The organism is Rhodanobacter sp. BL-MT-08 (assembly GCF_054161255.1).
The window spans coordinates 2,482,725-2,497,773 of the sequence record NZ_CP167872.1 but is presented as its reverse complement, the minus strand read 5'-3'; the positions used below and the strand labels follow the sequence as shown (position 1 = coordinate 2,497,773).

The window sequence follows — 15,049 nt, the reverse complement described above, 5'->3', positions numbered from 1 at the left end:
AAGCCGGTTCTCCCGTCGCGACGTTCGCTGCGAGGCGATTCGCGCTCAGGCCAGGCCGGCCGGCAGCTGCATGGTGATGCAGTGCAGGCTGCCGTTCTGCCAGATCAGCGCGCGGCAGGGCACCTGCACGACCTCGCGGCCGGGATGAGCGCTGCCGATGATGCGCGCGGCTTCGTCGTCGGCTTTGTCGCCATAGGCCGGCACCAGCACGGCGCCGTTGATGATCAGGTAATTGGCGTAGGACGCGGCCAGCCGGCGGCCTTCGTCGAGTATGGGTTCAGCCCACGGCAGCGGATACAGCTGATACGGGCGGCCGTCGCGGGTGCGCAGTGCGGCCAGTTCGCCGGCCATGCGCTGGAGCTCGTCGTGGTGGGGATCGCTGGCATCGTCGCAAGCCTGAAACACGATGCGGTCGCCGGGCGCGAAGCGGGCGAGGGTGTCGATGTGCGCGTCGGTGTCGTCACCTTCGAGATAGCCATAGTCCAGCCACAACACGCGGTCGGCGTGCAGGCCATCGCGCAGGATGGCGCTCATTTCCTCGCGCGACTGCGCCGGATGACGCTGCACCAGGCAGCGCCACGTGGTGAGAACGGTCCCTTCGCCGTCGCTTTCGATTGCGCCGCCTTCCAGTGCCCAGTCGATGCGCCGATGGCTGGCGCCTTTGCCGAACAGGCCCGCGCGGAACAGGCCGGCGACCAGGGCATCGTCCTGTTCCGAGCCAAACTTGCCGCCCCAGCCGGTGAAGCGGAAATCGGTGAGCTGATAGTGGTCGTCGCTGGTGGTTAGCGTGATCGGGCCGGAATCGCGCAGCCAGGTGTCGTCGTAAGGCAGTTCGACAAAGCTCACGCGTTTGAGGTCGACGCCATGCTCGCGCAGCCGCGCTTCGACATGCGCATGCAGCGCCGCATCCGGCACCACGATGATCAGCAACTGGAAGCGCACGACGGCGGCGGCCAGCGCGACATAGGTGGTTTCGACGCTGGCCAGGCGATCGGCCCAGTCGGTGCCGACGTGCGGCCAGGCGATCAGCACCGCGGACTGCGGCTCCCATTCCGCCGGCAGGCGCAAGGTGTGGTCGGTCATACGAAATTCTCTAGGCGAAGGAAAAGCAAGTTGGCGGTGGCGGTGAAGCAGATCAAACGCTTGCCCTTCGACTCCGCTGCGCTACGCTCAGGGAGATCGGTGAGAGTGCATCGCTGCTTGCTGGCAAAGTCGCATTGTACGTCGGGCTTTTTGACAGGCGCATAAAAAAGCTGCCTGTGTCGCCACAGGCAGCTTTCCTGAAAGCTGGGACTCAGTTGACGGCAGCGGGATTGGTGTTGTTGCCCGCCGGCGTGTTCAGCACCGAGTGGATCACGTGGCTGCGCTCGAAATACACGATGAAGTTCGCGTAATCCCAGCGGTTGATCACCGGATGCTTGCTGCTGTCGCCGCCGCGCGGTGACAGCTTGCTCTGCGGCGCGCCGTAGGTCCTTTCCACCTGCGCCATGCTCATGCCGCGGGTAGGCAGGTGCATCCCGTTTTCCTGCTGCACGCGGTGGATCAGCAGGTTGTCGCCGTGGGTCTGCGTTTGCGGCGCGGCGCTGACGCCGGACGAGGCGGCGAAACCGCCGATGGCTGCCAGCGCGATGACGACCGGCAAACGGCAAATGGACTTGACCATGGCTCCCCCTATCCCTACCAAGACTGTGTGCGCGCAAGACATTTGCACGCAAGGCTGTATACCGCGATGTTGTAGCAAAACCAGCGTGCCCGCGCCACGCCGTGACGCGCTTAATGTCGATAACGCCACACGGCGGCGAGTATTCCCCGGCATAAGGCTATGTCGATTCTGACGAGCGGCGGCCCGATCGGCACTTCGCTGAAGCCTGCGCTATGCTCATCCCAAGGGCAAGAATACCTTGATCCCCGCTATCATGGGCGGCTGCGGGCCACAGCCTGCCCGATTCGGACACCGGCGACACCATGATTGCTTTTCGACACTTTGCCTTGCGCCGCGGCACCCGCCTGCTGCTTTCCGATATTGATCTGGTGATCCAGAGCGGCTGGCGGCTGGGCGTGATCGGCCGCAACGGCTGCGGCAAATCCAGCCTGTTCGCCGCGCTGCAGGGCAAGCTGGACGGCGATGCGGGCCAGCTGGATATCCCGGCCAAGCTGCGGCTGGCCTCGGTGGCGCAGGAAACCCCGGCGCTGCCCGATGCCGCCATCGACTACGTGCTGGGTGGCGACGAAGAGCTCGCCGCCGTGCTGCAGGAAGAAAGCGACGCTGCCGAAAGCGGCGATACCGAGGCGATGGCCCGCGCGCATCAGCGCATCGAGGAACTGCACGGCTACGACGGCCGCGCGCGCGCCGGCAAGTTGCTGCACGGCCTGGGCTTTCCGCCGGAAACCCACGAACGGGCGGTGCAGGAGTTCTCCGGCGGCTGGCGCGTGCGGCTCAACCTGGCGCGTGCGCTGATGGCGCCGTCCGAGCTGCTGCTGCTCGACGAGCCGACCAACCATCTCGATCTCGATGCGGTGCTGTGGCTGGAGGAATGGCTGCGCCGCTATCAGGGCACGCTGCTGATCATTTCGCACGATCGCGAGTTTCTCGATGGCGTGATCACGCACACCATGCATCTGAACGATGGCAAGGCGAAGATGTACACCGGCAACTACAGCGCCTTCGAACGCCTGCGCGCCGAGCAGCTGCGCCAGCAGCAGATCACCCACGAGCGCGAGCAGGCCGAGCGCGCGCATCTGCAGTCCTTCGTCGATCGCTTCAAGGCCAAGGCCAGCAAGGCCAAGCAGGCGCAGTCACGCATGAAGCGGCTGGAAAAGCTCGCCGGCACCGAGGCGGTGCGCGCGGAGCGCTCGTTCCACTTTCAGTTTGCCAAACCCGACCGCCTGCCGGACTCGATGCTGCAGCTCGAGGACATCGTCACCGGTTACCCCGACGACAAGGGCGGCCCGGACAACATCATTCTGGACAACGTGCGCTTCAGCCTGGAAGCCGGCGACCGCATCGGCCTGCTCGGCCCCAACGGCGCCGGTAAATCGACCCTGGTCAAAACCCTGGTCGGCGAGCTTGATCCGTTCAGCGGCGAGCGCAAGGCGCACAAGGATCTGCGCATCGGCTATTTTGCCCAGCACACGGTCGAGAGCCTGCGCGAAGGCGCCAGCCCGCTGGAGCATCTGATGGACAAGGCGCCGGGCGTGGCGACCCAGGTGATGCGCGATTTCCTCGGTACCTGGAATTTCGCTGGCGATCGCGCGTTCGAGTCGGTCGACGGGTTCTCCGGCGGCGAGCGCGCGCGTCTGGCGCTGGCTCTGATCGCTTGGGACAAGCCCAACCTGCTGCTCCTCGACGAGCCGACCAACCATCTCGATCTGGACATGCGCGAGGCGCTGGCCGACGCGCTGTCCGACTTCGACGGCGCGCTGGTGCTGGTCTCGCACGATCGCCATCTGCTCGGCCTGGTCTGCGACAGCTTCTGGCGCGTCGCCGACGGCGTGGTGGAAGGTTTCGACGGCGATCTGGACGACTACGCCAAGTGGCTGCGCTCGCGCGGCGCAGCCAATAAAAAGGCGGCGAAGGCCGGCGCTGCGGCCAAGCCGGTCGCAGCTGTCGTCAAGGTCGAGTCGCCGGAAGAGCGCAAGCGTAACCATGCCGCCGCGCGCGAGAATGAAAAAGTCTCGCGCCAGCGGGTGAAGAAAATCGAAACCCGCACCGCAACCATCGACGCCGAGCTGACGAAGCTGGAGACCACGCTGGCTGATCCGGCCACGTATAACGGCCCCACCGGCGAGATGATGCGCCTGGGCCAGCGCCAGACCGAACTACGCAAGGAAAAGGATGCGCTGGAAACCGAGTGGCTGGAGCTGCAAGAGCAGCTGGAAGCGTAAGGTATCGATATGACCGCGAAGCCGGACACAACCGTGCATCTGTGGTTGCCGGCGTTACCGGCGACCGGCACTGCGAGCGCGTTGCGAGCGCTACTGCTTCGCGCCGATCGGCTCAGCAATGGACGCGCCGGTTATCTGGCCGGTCTGGGCGATTACTTTGCCGGTGCTGACAACTCGATGGCAGCCGCCGCTACCACGCGCGAACACGTGGCTCACGATGCCGGTGAGGATACCTGGCTGTCGGCGGATCCCGCCTGGGTGCAGCCCGAAATGAACGGCGTGCGGCTGCTGGCCTGCGGGCAATTGCAGCTGACGATGGACGAAGCGCTCGCCTTTGCCGATGCGCTGCGACCGGCGTTTGACGACGCGGGGATCGCGCTGGAAATCACCACACCGGATCGCTGGCATCTGCGACTGCCGCCGAATACCTCGCTGCCGACGTTCTCGGCGCCCGAGCAGGCGCTGGGTGAAGATCTTTCGCAGCACCTGCCGCAGGGCGCCGAAGGCAAGCGCTGGCGCGTGCTGATCAACGATATTCAGGTCCTGCTACATCAGCATCCGCTCAATAACGCGCGGCGCGCGCGTGGCCTGGCGCCGGCGAACAGCCTGTGGCTCTGGGGCGGCGGTGCGTTGGCGCCGCCGCTGCCCAGTACATTGACCGGCGTCATCAGCGACGATTTGCTGCTCACCGCACTGGCCGCGCGTGCCGGCATCAAATGTCTTGCGCGAACGGAAGCAGCCGTTGCCGCCACTGCGAATGGATGGTTGATCGATTTGCAGGATTTGCCGATACGCGAGATCGAATCCGCGTGGTTACCGGTTATCGAAACCTTGATGCATCGCCGCTCGCTGCGTCTGCACTTTGCCAGCGGCGAACGCTGGCAGAGCAAGCCGTGGCATCGCTGGCGACTGTGGCGTCGGGCAACCCGTCGATGACACCGCAGCTGCGCCGACGGACGATCGCCGGCACGCCCAGCGGCTGGCCCGATGCGGTGCACGTCGTGCTGCAGCAGATCTACGCCGCGCGTGGCGTGCTCACGCCCGATCAGGTCGAACACCGCCTGGCGCGCATGCTGTCGCCGCAGGCGCTGGGCGGCATGCCGCAGGCGATCGAGATACTGGTCGAAGCGATCCGCGACGACTGGAGCATCGTGGTTGCCGGCGATTACGACTGCGACGGCGCTACCGGTACGGCGGTGGCCGTGCGCGGCCTGCGCATGCTGGGCGCCAAAAAAGTCAGCTATGCGGTGCCGCATCGCTTCATCCACGGTTACGGGCTCAGCGCGGCGCTGGTCGAATCGATGCAGCCGACGCCGCAGCTGATCGTCACCGTCGACAACGGCGTGGCCAGCGTGGCGGGCGTGGCGGCGGCCAGGGCGCGCGGCATCAAGGTCATCGTCACCGATCACCACTTGCCGGGCGAGCAGCTGCCTGCCGCGGATGCCATGGTCAATCCCAATCTGGTCTACGTCGACCAATGCGGGCACAGCAGCCCGCCCTGCGAGATTTGCGCGCACGACGCGATCTTGAACAAGAGCTTTCCCAGCAAGGCGCTGGCCGGCGTTGGCGTGATGTTTTATTTATTGCTCGCGCTGCGTGCCAGGTTGCGCGAGCGGGGCACGTTCGGCGCAACGGAGCCCGATCTTTCGGTCCTGCTCGACCTTGTTGCGCTGGGCACGGTCGCGGATCTTGTACCGCTGGATTTCAATAACCGCGTGCTGGTCGAAGCCGGCCTCAAGCGCATACGCAGCGGCCGCGCGTGCGCCGGCATCACCGCTTTGATCGAGTCGGGCAAGCGCAGCGTGGCGACGCTGTGCGCCAGCGATCTGGGGTTCGTCGTCGGCCCGCGCTTGAACGCGGCGGGTCGACTGGAAGACATGCGTCTGGGCATCGAGTGCCTGCTCACCGATGATGTGGGGCAGGCGTATCGCTACGCCGAACAGCTCAGCGCGATCAACCTGGAGCGACGCGATCTGCAGGCCTCGATGGTGGCCGAGGCCGAACAGATGGCAGACGCTGCGGCGCATACTGATGCCGTCGGCGTGACCCTGTTCGAACCGTCGTGGCACGCCGGCGTCGTCGGGCTGGTGGCGTCCAAACTGAAAGATCGGCTGCACCGCCCGGTGATCGCCTTCGCGCCGGCCAGTGAAGACAACACCGACGAGCTGCGCGGTTCGGCCCGTTCGATTTCGGGCTTTCATATTCGCGATGCGCTGGCGGCGATCGACGCACGGCACCCGGGTTTGATCGACCGTTTCGGTGGCCACGCCATGGCGGCCGGATTGAGCCTGAAGACCTGCGACTACGCGCGTTTTGCCGACGCCTTCGACGCAGTGGCCCGCGAGCTGCTCGACGCCGATCAACTGCAGGCGGTGCTGTACACCGACGGCGAATTGCCCGCGGGCGCCGCGTCGCTGCATCTGGCCCGGCAGCTGCGTCAGGCCGGGCCGTGGGGGCAGGCGTTTCCCGAACCGCTGTTCGACAATGCGTTCGAATGCCAGAGCTGGAAGCTGATGGGCGAGAGGCACCTGCGCCTGCAGCTGCGCGATCCGCGCGACGGCGCCATGCACGATGCGGTGATGTTCAACGCGTACCACGGCACGCCGCCACCAACGCGACTGCGCGCGGTGTACGAACTGACCATCAACGACTGGCAGGGCCGCGAAACGCCGCGGCTGCTGTTGCGGCATATCGAAGCGATCTAACGGAGCACGCCGTTCGCATCGTTCACGATGACCGATGCAAGCTGCTGCTAGATTCAAATCCATTCACCTATGCCAGGAGCAAGCGATGATCGAACAGATCCAGGGACTGCCGGCCGGAACGCTGGGCTTTCGTGCCATTGGCCAGGTCACGGCGGACGACTATGCGCGCATCATCGTGCCCGATGTCGAGGCGGCGTTTGCGCTGAATCGCAAGCTTCGCCTGATCTATCACATCGGCGAACAGTTCACCGGCTTTGACCCGGGCGCGATGTGGGATGACGCCAAGCTCGGCATGCGCCATCTCAGCAGCTGGGATCGCGTGGCGCTGGTCACCGACGTGCAGTGGCTGCGGATGACGGCGACAGCGATGGGCTTTGCGATACCGGCGGAATTCCGGCTTTTCAGCAATGCGGAGCTGCCGTCGGCGATCAGCTGGATCAGCGAGCCGCCGCGCGGCTAGTGTAGTGTTTCAATCTTGATTGAACGTATAAGCGACCCGCCGGTCTCATGTTTTACTACGAGGCCCGCGGGAGAGATGGCGTGCGAGTTGCCCCCAACATTGTGCTGAGCGAGGAGGAGCAGAGTGAGCTCACCCATCTGGTTCGCTCCAAGCTCACCAGCGTCCGGCTAGTGCAGCGCGCCCGGATCGTTTTGCTGTCGGCCGAGGGCAAGCAGAACAAGGCGATTGCAGAGCAGTTGAGCCTCGGGCGGGTGCAGGTCGCGCGCTGGCGCGAACGCTATGCCCAGCATCGACTCGCCGGGATCGAGCGCGACCGCCCGCGCGGCGCGCCCCCGTCGAAGGTCGACGTGGCCCGGCTGGTGGAACTGACTACGCAGAGCACGCCTTCGGCAGCCACCCATTGGAGCACGCGCACGATGGCCGCTGAGCTGGGCATCAGCGCCGCCAGTGTCTCGCGCCACTGGCGCGCAAACGGGTTGAAGCCGCATCGCGTGCGGGGTTTCAAGATCTCGCGCGACCCGCAGTTCGTGCAGAAACTCGAAGATGTCGTCGGTCTGTACATGTCGCCGCCCGAGCACGCGCTGGTGCTGTGCTGCGACGAGAAAAGCCAGGTACAGGCGCTGGATCGCACGCAGCCCGGATTGCCGCTGAAGAAGGGGCGCGCCCAGACGATGACGCATGATTACAAACGTCATGGCACCACCACCCTGTTCGCTGCGCTCAATGTGCTCGATGGCCAGGTCATCGGTCAGTGCCAGCCGCGCCACACGCATATGGAGTGGCTGAAGTTCCTGAAGAAGATCGACCGCCGCACACCCAAGGACAAGGCCTTGCACCTGATTGCCGACAACTATGCCACGCACAAGCACCCGGTCGTGACAGCGTGGCTGGACAAGCATCCGCGCTTCCACATGCATTACACCCCGACCTCGGCGTCGTGGCTGAACATGGTTGAGCGTTTCTTCCGCGACATCACCACCGAACGCCTGCGTCGCGGCGTGTTCACCAGCGTGCCCGAACTGGTGGCTGCCATCGAGGCATACGTCGCTCACCACAACATCCAGCCCAAGCCTTTCATCTGGACCAAGAGCGCGCGCGACATCCTCCAGAAGGTCATCCGCGCCAACAACCGCTTAAGTTCCAAACAGAATGCAGCACTACACTAGTTGCCGGTACCTGCGCAGAGTGTCGCATCAGCGGGCTTGCGTTGGCGCGCCGTATCTGTTTTAGTCGAGCCATGACTTCAATGACTCCCAGCTTCTCGACCAGCGCCGCGCTTATAGCGCAGCCGGTCGCGCTTGTGGGTAACAGCAATAACAACGCGAATAATAACGCCAGCCGTTGGCGGGCCTTCGCGTAGTTCGGATTCCACGAAAAACACGCGAAGAAGGCCCGCCCAGTGCGGGCCTTCTTTTTTTATGGCCATGGATGGCCGGTATGCCGGAAATGCAGGAGCAATTTCCGGCGGGCCATGGATGGCCGGTATGCCGGAAATGCAGGAGCAATTTCCGGCGGGCCATGGATGGCCGGTATGCCGGAAATGCAGGAGCAATTTCCGGCGGGCCATGGATGGCCGGTATGCCGGAAATGCAGGAGCAATTTTCGGCGGGCCATGGATGGCCGGTATGCCGGAAATGCAGGAGCAATTTCCGGCCATCCACGGATGGCCGTATGCCGAACGCAGGAACAAATCGCCGGGCATCCCGGTTTTGTAATCAGTAAAGACTCATCAGACAAACCAAGGGGAAATGCGATGTGTTCGATTTTCGGAATGTTCGACCTGCAGCCCGGCGACGACCTGACGCAGTTGCGTCGCCAGGCGCTGGAGCTCTCGCAGCGGCAGCGCCATCGGGGGCCGGACTGGAGCGGCGTGTTTGTCGACGCTGGCGCCATCCTGGTGCACGAGCGCCTTGCCATCGTGGACCCGGCCAGCGGCGCGCAGCCGCTGCGCTCGCGCGACGGCGCGCTGGCGCTGGCGGTCAACGGCGAGATCTACAACCACCGCGAACTGCGCGCCGGCAGCGCGTATGACTTCACCACCGGCTCCGACTGCGAAGTCATCAGCGCGATGTACCGCGATGGCGATACCGATTTCGTCAACAGGCTCAACGGCATCTTCGCCTTTGCGCTGTGGGATGGCGAAGCGCAGCGTTACCTGATTGCGCGCGACCCGATCGGCGTCTGCCCGCTGTACTGGGGCCACGATGCGCACGGCCGTCTGTGCGTGGCTTCGGAAATGAAATCGCTGGTCGGCCTTTGCGCGGATGTCGCGTCGTTTCCACCAGGCCACATCTATGACAGCGCCAGCGGCGAGCTGCGCCAGTATTACGTCAAACCGTGGCGTGACTATTCGCATACGCAGGGCACGTCGGTCGAGCCGGCCGCGCTCAAACTGGCTTTCGAGCAGGCCGTGCATCGCCAGCTGATGACCGATGTACCGTACGGTGTGCTGCTATCCGGCGGGCTCGATTCCTCACTGGTTGCCGCCTGCGCTGCGCGCTTCGCGCGCGAGCGCATCGAAGACGAAGATCGCAGCGAAGCGTGGTGGCCGCGGCTGCATTCGTTCGCGATTGGCCTGGAAGGTTCACCCGATCTCGCCGCCGCGCAAATCGCCGCCGATGCGCTGGGCACGGTGCATCACGGTTTTGTCTACACCTTCTGGGAAGGGCTGGACGCGTTGCCCGAGGTCATTCGCCATATCGAAACCTATGACGTCACCACGATTCGCGCCGCCACGCCAATGTATTTGCTGGCGCGGCGCATCAAGGCGATGGGCGTGAAGATGGTGCTGTCGGGCGAGGGTTCGGACGAGCTGTTCGGTGGCTACCTGTATTTCCACAAGGCGCCGTCGGCCGAGGCATTCCACGAGGAGACCGTGCGCAAGATCGACGCGCTGCACAGCTACGACTGCCTGCGCGCCAACAAGGCGATGATGGCCTGGGGCGTGGAGGCGCGCGTGCCGTTTCTCGATCTGGAATTCATCGACGTGGCGATGGGCATGGACGCACAACACAAGATGATCGACAAGGCCGGCCCGTCTAACCGAAAAATGGAAAAGGGTGTGCTGCGCGAAGCCTTCGACGGCGCGCTGCCGGAAAAAATCCTGTGGCGCCAGAAAGAACAGTTCAGCGACGGCGTGGGTTACGGCTGGATCGATGGCCTGAAAGCGCAGGCCGAACAGGCCGTGACCGACCGTGAATTCGCGGCGGCCGCCGCGAGGTATCCGTTCAACACGCCCGCCACTAAAGAAGCGTATTTCTATCGCCGCATTTTCGAGCAGCACTTTCCGGGCGAAGCTTGCGCGGCGACCGTGCCCGGCGGCAAGTCGATCGCCTGCTCGTCGCCGGCGGCGCTGGCCTGGGACCCGGCGTTTGCCAACGCGGCGGATCCGTCCGGTCGCGCAGTGCGCGGCGTACACGACGACGCGCTGGCATGAACGTTCTTCAGTGCCGAGGCCTGCACGCAGGCCTCGGCACCCAGTCGCATTACAACCGCGGTCGCCTAATGGCTATCCCGCGGCAGTCCACGTGTCTGCGCAATCTGCTGATAGTTTTCAGCACCTTCGAGAATGGCGCCGGTTTCCATCTGACCGACAAACTTGCGCTGGATTTCCTGCCACGGCGTTTGCGACGCCGGGTAGGCGTAGCCACCCGCTTCGGTCAGCGCACGCCGCCGTTCGGCCAGCTCCTCATCGCTGATCAGCACGTTGGCGGTGCCTTTGCCGAGGTCGATGCGAACGCGGTCGCCGGTGCGGATCAACGCCAGTCCACCCATCACCGCTGCCTCCGGGCTGGCATTGAGGATCGAAGGTGATCCCGAGGTGCCGGACTGGCGGCCGTCGCCAATGCAGGGCAGGGCGTGCACGCCTTCGCGAATGAGGTAGTTGGGCGGACGCATGTTCACTACTTCGGCCGAGCCCGGGTAGCCGACCGGTCCTGCGCCGCGCATAAACAGCAGGGTGTCGGTGGTGATGCCGAGCGACGGGTCGTCGATGCGGTGGTGGTAATCCTCCGGACCGTCGAACACCACCGCCGGTCCCTCGAACGCCTCGGGGTCTTCCGGATTGCTGAGGTAGCGCTCGCGAAACTGCGGGCTGATCACGCTGGTCTTCATGATCGCGCTGTCGAACAGGTTGCCGCGCAGCACGATAAAGCCGGCATCTTTTTTCAGCGGGTCGGCGAACGGGCGTATCACGCGATCGTCCTCGATCGTCGCATCGCGGCAATTGTCGCCGATCGTTTTGCCGTTGGCCGTTATCGCATCCTCGTGAATCAGCCCCTGCTTCATCAGCTCCGCCACGACCGCGGGTACGCCGCCGGCGCGATAGAAGTCTTCGCCCAGGTATTCCCCCGACGGCTGCAGGTTGACCATCAACGGTATCTTGTGACCGTAGGTCTGCCAGTCGTCGATCGCCAGCTCGACGCCGATATGCCGCGCGATTGCCGCCAGATGAATCGGCGCGTTGGTCGATCCGCCGATGGCGGAGTTGACCACGATCGCATTGAGGAACGCCTCGCGTGTGAGGATGTCCGAGGGCTTTAAATCCTGAGCCACCATTTCGACGATGCGCTTGCCGGTGTAATAGGCAATTTCCTGCCTATCTCGGTACGGCGCCGGAATCGCCGCCGAGCCCGGCAGCTGCATGCCGAGCGCTTCGGCCAGGCTGTTCATCGTCGTCGCCGTGCCCATCGTGTTGCAGTAGCCGGTGGACGGCGCCGACGACGCCACCAGTTTGATGAAGCCGTCCTCGTCGATGGCGCCGGTGGCCAGCAGCTCGCGCGCTTTCCACACGATGGTGCCCGAGCCCGTGCGCTCACCCTTGTGCCAGCCGTTGAGCATGGGGCCGACCGACAGCGCGATGGCCGGGATGTTGACCGTCGCGGCCCCCATCAGGCAGGCGGGCGTGGTCTTGTCGCAGCCAATGGTCAGCACTACGCCATCGATGGGATAGCCGTACAGCACCTCGACCAGCGACAGATACGCGAGGTTGCGATCGAGGCCGGCGGTCGGGCGCTTGCCGGTCTCCTGGATCGGGTGCACCGGAAACTCCAGCGGTATGCCGCCCGCTTCGCGAATGCCGTCGCGCACGCGCTCGGCCAGCACCATGTGGTGGCGATTGCAGGGCGAAAGATCGCTGCCGGTCTGGGCAATGCCGATGATCGGTTTACCCGAACGCAGTTCTTCCAACGACAGACCGAAGTTGAGGTAGCGCTCCAGATAGAGCGCCGTCATGTCGATATTGTCGGAATTGTTGAACCAGGCGCGCGAACGAAGCTTGGGTTTGGCGGGATTGTTCATGGCAGGCTGCAGATCACTCAGGAAGCGTGGATAGGCGATAAATCATGGTGTGTACATAGGGCTTGCCAGGATCGACGCGGGCCGAGACAAAGCCGGGTTCGTTGGGTGCATCGGGGAATTTCTGCGGCTCAAGCGCGACGCCGTCGCCCATGCGGTAGACGTGGCTGTGCTTGCCGATAAAGGTGCCGTCGAGAAAGTTGCCGGTGTAGAACTGCACGCCCGGTTCGGTGCTCAATACTTCCAGTACGCGACCGGAGGCGGGATCTTCCAGCCGCGCAGCGAGCTGCGGCGTCTTGGTAACACCTTTATCGAGCGCAAAATTGTGGTCGTAGCCGCGGCCGAAAACGATCTGCTCGTCACGACCGTCGCGCAGGCCATCGGCAATGACGCGTGGCGTGCGGAAGTCGAACACTGTTCCCGCGACAGGGCGCAGCTTACCGGTTGGTATCAGCGTAGCGTTGACCGGCGTGATCGCGCTTGCCGGTATGGTGAGGCGCTGATTCATGGCACCGTCCGGCGAACCTTCACCAGCCAGATTGAAGATGCCATGGTTCGTCATATTGACGATGGTCGGCTTGTCCGTTTTTGCTTCGAACCGAATGCCAAGGTTGCCGCTCTCGTCGAGGGTGTAAGTGACAGTGGCATCGAGATTGCCGGGATAGCCCGAATCACCGTCCGCGCTGTGATGCGAGAGCACGACGCTGGCCACGGGGCCGCTCTTCACCGAAACGACTTTCCAGAGAACTTTATCGAAGCCGTTGCCCCCGCCGTGCAGGCTGTTGGTCTTGTCGTTGAGCGGCAGCTGGTACGTCTTGCCGTCCAGCGCAAATCGGCCGCCGGCGATGCGGTTGGCATAACGGCCAACCGTCACGCCGAAGAAGTTGGGATGATCCACGTACGAACTCAGATCGTCGTAGCCCAGAATGACGTCTGCCGGTTTGCCGTTGCGGTCCGGCGCGATCAGCGACTGCAGCGTGGCGCCGTAGGCAAGAATTCGTGCTTTGATGCCATGCGAATTACTCAGTGTAATTGCGTCTACGCTGCTGCCGTCTTTGAGCTGTCCTGCTGCAGCGCGACTTGCTTCTGCTGCAAAAACGTGTCCACTACACGCCATCAACGCGGTTAAAACGGCGACGGATGTGATCTTAAGCGACATGCTCATATCTACTCCTGTTGGTTTTGCGAGTGGTCGTTGACGCATGAGGACTGCGTCGATAGTCTATTACTCAGACAAGATAAGCGATGAAGCGCGTCGCAGTAAAGAACATTCCAATTCATCGAAGGCGATCTCAATGCGGCGCGTTGCTTCCTCCCAATGGAGCCAGGCTGGGACCATGAGCAAGCGCGCCTGCTGCTGTCCGTCATCAGGCGCTGGCGCTGCGGGATGACAGAATGGCGTCGATGATTCTGGCTTGAACGATTAGAAGAGAAACTGGCCGCCTGTTTCCAGGGCAGCACGCGGATCCGCACCCGGACAATGTGGACCGATCAGCACTACACCGATGAAGACGTCCTGAAATCAACTGAAAGGTACTCACCGTGAAGGCACAAAAATTACTGATCGGCATCGCAACAATGGGCCTGGCGTTCTCGCTCGCCGCATGCTCCGGCGGTCGCGGAGGCTCGGATAGCGCAGCGGCGTCGTCCGACAACAAGGGCGCGCTGATCGGAGTCGCCATGCCAACGAAGGTCTCCGAGCGCTGGATCAAGGACGGCGACGCCGTGAAGCAAGACCTCGAAAAACTTGGCTACAAGGTCGATCTCGAGTACGCCGACAACAAGATTCCCCAGCAGGTACTCCAGGTGAGCAACATGATCACCAAGGGTGCGAAAATTCTGATCGTGGCGTCGATCGACGGCGGTTCGCTCAGCGATCAGCTCGATGCCGCAGCCAAGGCCGGCATCAAAGTCATTTCCTACGACCGCCTGCTGACCGGCAGCAAGAACGTCGACTACTACGTCTCGTTCGACAACTACAAGGTCGGCGTAGACCAGGCCAACAGTCTGCTTACCGGCCTCGGGCTTCTCGATGCGGATGGCAAGAAGACCGACAAGAAGGGTCCGCTGAACGTCGAGCTGTTCGCCGGCAGCCCGGACGACAATAACGCCACGTTCTTCTTCAACGGCGCGATGGACACCCTCAAGCCTTACATCGCCGACGGTTCCATCGTCGTCAAGAGCGGTCAGACCGGCTTCAGCCAGGTCGCCACGCTGCAGTGGGATCCGGCAACGGCCAAGGCCCGCATGCAGAACCTGATTGCGAAGTCCTATTCCGATGGCGCGACCCTCTCTGGGGTGCTGTCGCCCTACGACGGCATGTCGATCGGCATCATTTCGGCATTGCAGGGTGCCGGCTACGGAAGCTCCGCCAAACCGCTGCCGATCATCACCGGGCAGGATGCCGAGGCGGCGTCGGTCAAGTCGATCATCGCCGGTCAGCAGTACTCCACGATCTACAAGGACACGCGCAAGCTTGCCGATCAGGCGGCGGTCATGGCCAACGACATCCTGACCGGCAAGAAGCCGGAAACCAACGACGACAAGAGCTACAACAACAAGGTCATCACGGTGCCGACCTATCTGTTCCAGCCGACGGTTGTTACCAAGGCGAACTACCAGAAGGTGCTCATCGACAGCGGCTACTACACGCCAGCACAGCTGCAGTAATGGTCGCCCGCCCAGGCGCTGTTCGTTGGTTTAT

Annotated in this window: 12 protein-coding genes; 7 read left to right on the top strand and 5 right to left on the bottom strand. The window is 63.6% G+C overall.

Features of this window, described 5'->3' with window-relative positions:
- Positions 1 to 45 precede the first annotated feature (45 nt).
- Entirely contained in the window at positions 46 to 1,083 is a 1,038-nt protein-coding gene (locus ACDK93_RS10915; RefSeq protein ID WP_458068585.1) for an agmatine deiminase family protein, read from the bottom strand.
- A 211-nt stretch (positions 1,084 to 1,294) separates the two neighbouring features.
- Positions 1,295 to 1,663 (bottom strand): hypothetical protein, encoded by a 369-nt coding sequence (locus ACDK93_RS10910; RefSeq protein ID WP_458068583.1) that lies wholly within the window; start codon positions 1,661 to 1,663, stop codon positions 1,295 to 1,297.
- A gap of 302 nt (positions 1,664 to 1,965) precedes the next feature.
- Here ACDK93_RS10910 and ACDK93_RS10905 point away from each other — a divergent pair, with 302 nt between their 5' ends.
- The 5 genes from ACDK93_RS10905 (at position 1,966) to ACDK93_RS10885 (ending at position 8,216) form a co-directional block, all read left to right on the top strand.
- Positions 1,966 to 3,885: an ABC-F family ATP-binding cassette domain-containing protein gene (locus ACDK93_RS10905; RefSeq protein WP_458068581.1), complete on the top strand. Its 1,920-nt coding sequence runs from the start codon at positions 1,966 to 1,968 to the stop codon at positions 3,883 to 3,885.
- 9 nt (positions 3,886 to 3,894) lie between these two features.
- Entirely contained in the window at positions 3,895 to 4,821 is a 927-nt protein-coding gene (locus ACDK93_RS10900) for a phosphoglycerate mutase (RefSeq protein ID WP_458068580.1), read from the top strand.
- Positions 4,818 to 6,590 carry a DHH family phosphoesterase gene (locus ACDK93_RS10895; RefSeq protein WP_458072427.1) on the top strand — a complete coding sequence of 591 codons (1,773 nt, stop codon included), beginning with the start codon at positions 4,818 to 4,820 and terminating at the stop codon, positions 6,588 to 6,590. The genes ACDK93_RS10900 and ACDK93_RS10895 overlap by 4 nt, the downstream gene beginning before the upstream one ends.
- 85 nt (positions 6,591 to 6,675) lie before the next feature.
- Entirely contained in the window at positions 6,676 to 7,050 is a 375-nt protein-coding gene (locus ACDK93_RS10890; protein WP_458068579.1) for an STAS/SEC14 domain-containing protein, read from the top strand.
- An 80-nt stretch (positions 7,051 to 7,130) separates the two neighbouring features.
- The gene (locus tag ACDK93_RS10885) at positions 7,131 to 8,216 is read left to right on the top strand and encodes an IS630 family transposase (protein WP_458068577.1); all 1,086 of its coding nucleotides are present in this window, start codon (positions 7,131 to 7,133) and stop codon (positions 8,214 to 8,216) included.
- Positions 8,217 to 8,293: 77 nt separating this feature from the next.
- Here the strand turns inward: ACDK93_RS10885 and ACDK93_RS10880 are convergent, their stop codons facing one another.
- Complete coding sequence (locus ACDK93_RS10880) at positions 8,294 to 8,752, bottom strand: hypothetical protein (protein WP_458068575.1); 459 nt, start codon at positions 8,750 to 8,752, stop codon at positions 8,294 to 8,296.
- 51 nt (positions 8,753 to 8,803) lie between these two features.
- Here ACDK93_RS10880 and asnB point away from each other — a divergent pair, with 51 nt between their 5' ends.
- Complete coding sequence (gene asnB, locus ACDK93_RS10875; protein ID WP_458068574.1) at positions 8,804 to 10,486, top strand: asparagine synthase B; 1,683 nt, start codon at positions 8,804 to 8,806, stop codon at positions 10,484 to 10,486.
- A 65-nt stretch (positions 10,487 to 10,551) separates the two neighbouring features.
- On the opposite strand, the gene ACDK93_RS10870 is transcribed toward asnB, so the two are convergent.
- Together ACDK93_RS10870 and ACDK93_RS10865 are read right to left on the bottom strand one after the other, a co-directional pair.
- Positions 10,552 to 12,348, bottom strand: coding sequence for an IlvD/Edd family dehydratase (locus tag ACDK93_RS10870; protein ID WP_458068572.1), 1,797 nt, complete (start codon positions 12,346 to 12,348; stop codon positions 10,552 to 10,554).
- Between the two features lie 13 nt (positions 12,349 to 12,361).
- Positions 12,362 to 13,510, bottom strand: coding sequence for an aldose epimerase family protein (locus tag ACDK93_RS10865; RefSeq protein WP_458068570.1), 1,149 nt, complete (start codon positions 13,508 to 13,510; stop codon positions 12,362 to 12,364).
- A gap of 377 nt (positions 13,511 to 13,887) precedes the next feature.
- On the opposite strand from ACDK93_RS10865, the gene chvE reads away from it, so the two are divergent.
- A complete protein-coding gene (chvE, locus tag ACDK93_RS10860) occupies positions 13,888 to 15,015 on the top strand; it encodes a multiple monosaccharide ABC transporter substrate-binding protein (protein ID WP_458068569.1) in 1,128 nt (375 codons plus the stop codon).
- Positions 15,016 to 15,049: the final 34 nt, after the last annotated feature.

Bases quoted from the DNA above. Each gene is read 5' to 3' on its own strand.
- ACDK93_RS10890 (WP_458068579.1), top strand. From the start codon at position 6,676: ATGATCGAACAGATCCAGGGACTGCCGGCCGGAACGCTGGGCTTTCGT.
- ACDK93_RS10915 (WP_458068585.1), bottom strand. From the start codon at position 1,083: ATGACCGACCACACCTTGCGCCTGCCGGCGGAATGGGAGCCGCAGTCC.
- ACDK93_RS10870 (WP_458068572.1), bottom strand. From the start codon at position 12,348: ATGAACAATCCCGCCAAACCCAAGCTTCGTTCGCGCGCCTGGTTCAAC.
- ACDK93_RS10900 (WP_458068580.1), top strand. From the start codon at position 3,895: ATGACCGCGAAGCCGGACACAACCGTGCATCTGTGGTTGCCGGCGTTA.
- ACDK93_RS10865 (WP_458068570.1), bottom strand. From the start codon at position 13,510: ATGAGCATGTCGCTTAAGATCACATCCGTCGCCGTTTTAACCGCGTTG.
- ACDK93_RS10880 (WP_458068575.1), bottom strand. From the start codon at position 8,752: ATGCCCGGCGATTTGTTCCTGCGTTCGGCATACGGCCATCCGTGGATG.
- ACDK93_RS10895 (WP_458072427.1), top strand. From the start codon at position 4,818: ATGACACCGCAGCTGCGCCGACGGACGATCGCCGGCACGCCCAGCGGC.
- ACDK93_RS10910 (WP_458068583.1), bottom strand. From the start codon at position 1,663: ATGGTCAAGTCCATTTGCCGTTTGCCGGTCGTCATCGCGCTGGCAGCC.
- ACDK93_RS10905 (WP_458068581.1), top strand. From the start codon at position 1,966: ATGATTGCTTTTCGACACTTTGCCTTGCGCCGCGGCACCCGCCTGCTG.
- asnB (WP_458068574.1), top strand. From the start codon at position 8,804: ATGTGTTCGATTTTCGGAATGTTCGACCTGCAGCCCGGCGACGACCTG.